Origin of the sequence: Fulvivirga sp. (genome assembly GCF_040220315.1) — a bacterium.
GTDB lineage: Bacteria > Bacteroidota > Bacteroidia > Cytophagales > Cyclobacteriaceae > Fulvivirga.
Genome location: NZ_JAVJUY010000007.1, coordinates 1 through 1,601 on the forward strand (window position 1 = coordinate 1; position 1,601 = coordinate 1,601).

The following is a 1,601-nucleotide window of genomic DNA, read 5'->3' on the forward strand; positions in this document are numbered from 1 at the left end:
TTTTAATTTGAAAGATGCGACTAAAAAATTAATTATTAATGGTGCAAGAGTTGTGATTATTGATGATGCAATTGATACTGGCAGGACGATGCAATTGGCTAGTGAGTATCTATTAAAGATTAATCCTGAAGTTTCATTAAAAAAGGCATCGTTAACCATAACTCATAGATCCGTACTAGTCCGGCCTGATTACTTCTTATATGAGCGGACTATATTGCAATTTCCATGGTCTCTTGATGCTTAGTGATGAATATCGTATTTGATTTAGATGGAACATTATGTAGAGTAAATACTTATAAACATTTTGTTATTATTTTCTTTATCTTTCTAGTTGTTACCTTTCAGTTTTCAAAAATATATAAGCTCATCACAATCTTGATTAGGAGAATTCAAAAAAAGGAAAATAGATGGAGCATGAAATGTAAGGTCGGTCTACTTTATTATGATCTTAGATGTGTTGGGATCATTGATAAGTTGCTATTGTTTTGGTTTAAGAAATTTATTCGTAAGTCTTTGTTAGCGCAGTACGTAAACAAGTCTATAAATACTGTGGCTCTTGCTACAGCAGCATTCTCATTTTATGCCAATCCACTAGGGGAATCTCTTGGACTTATCCCAATTTTTGCCACTGAAAAGGGTGATCTAGCAAATGATGTCGAATGCCTTTCGGAAGTTAAGGCGAGTAGAGTTAGAAATTATTTTCGTGATGAAGTAGATTTATTTTTCACTGACCATTACGATGACTTACCAACAATCAGAATCGCTAAAAAAACTGTTCTAGTAAACCCATCTAGTTTGTCAAAAGATCGAATTCTGGCAAGTCTAGAGGAAGAACGTATCGAATTTTATAATTATTAAAATATTGAAGATTCTAATCACTGGAGGATCCGGCTTCATAGGCACACACTTAATTCAATCTTTTCTGAACGGAAATCCATGTGCACATATACTGAACATAGATCTGAAATCTTCAGATTTATCCGATGAAAGAATAAATACATACTTTAGTGACATCCGATCTGAAGGCTTGATTAATAAAATTGAAGATAAAATAGATTTTGACTACTGCATACATCTGGCAGCATTATGTAAAGAACCGGGCTATCACTGGGAAGAATATTTTGAAACGAATCACATTGGCACCATTAACACAATTCGGCTATGCGAACAATTAGGTATCGAAAATATCATATTCACTAGTACAATGATGGTCTATAAGGCTGGAGAGATCCAGCAAACTGAAGGTTCTATTACCACACCAGATACAGCTTACGGAATTTCTAAGCTTTTGGCAGAGAAAGAGTTGGAAGCCTGGAGGGGTCGGAAGTCTGGAAGGTCACTAAAGATCATTAGACCAGCAGTGGTATTTGGTGAAAATGAAAACGGGAATTTTACTCGTCTTTACCATACCTTGAAACGTGGTTTCTTCCCTTATATAGGCAAAAGGTCTACAGTCAAGTCTAATATCTATGTGAAAGAATTGGTTATGTTCATAGAATATCTATTGGAACACAAAACAAAATCTGATATTTTCAACTTTTCCTTTCCTGAAAAATATAGCATGGAACGAATCGTAGGCGATTTTAAGTCGATCTTTGGAC

3 protein-coding genes are annotated in these 1,601 nt (G+C 34.7%); all 3 read left to right on the top strand.

Annotated features, from left to right (window positions below; genetic code table 11):
* Positions 1-244: phosphoribosyltransferase family protein (locus tag RLO81_RS00300; protein WP_350105591.1), on the top strand; the 244-nt coding region annotated here is incomplete at its 5' end.
* A gap of 170 nt (positions 245-414) precedes the next feature.
* The gene (locus RLO81_RS00305; protein WP_350105592.1) at positions 415-858 is read left to right on the top strand and encodes an HAD family hydrolase; all 444 of its coding nucleotides are present in this window, start codon (positions 415-417) and stop codon (positions 856-858) included.
* Between the two features lie 4 nt (positions 859-862).
* Positions 863-1,601: NAD-dependent epimerase/dehydratase family protein (locus RLO81_RS00310; RefSeq protein ID WP_350105595.1), on the top strand; the 739-nt coding region annotated here is incomplete at its 3' end.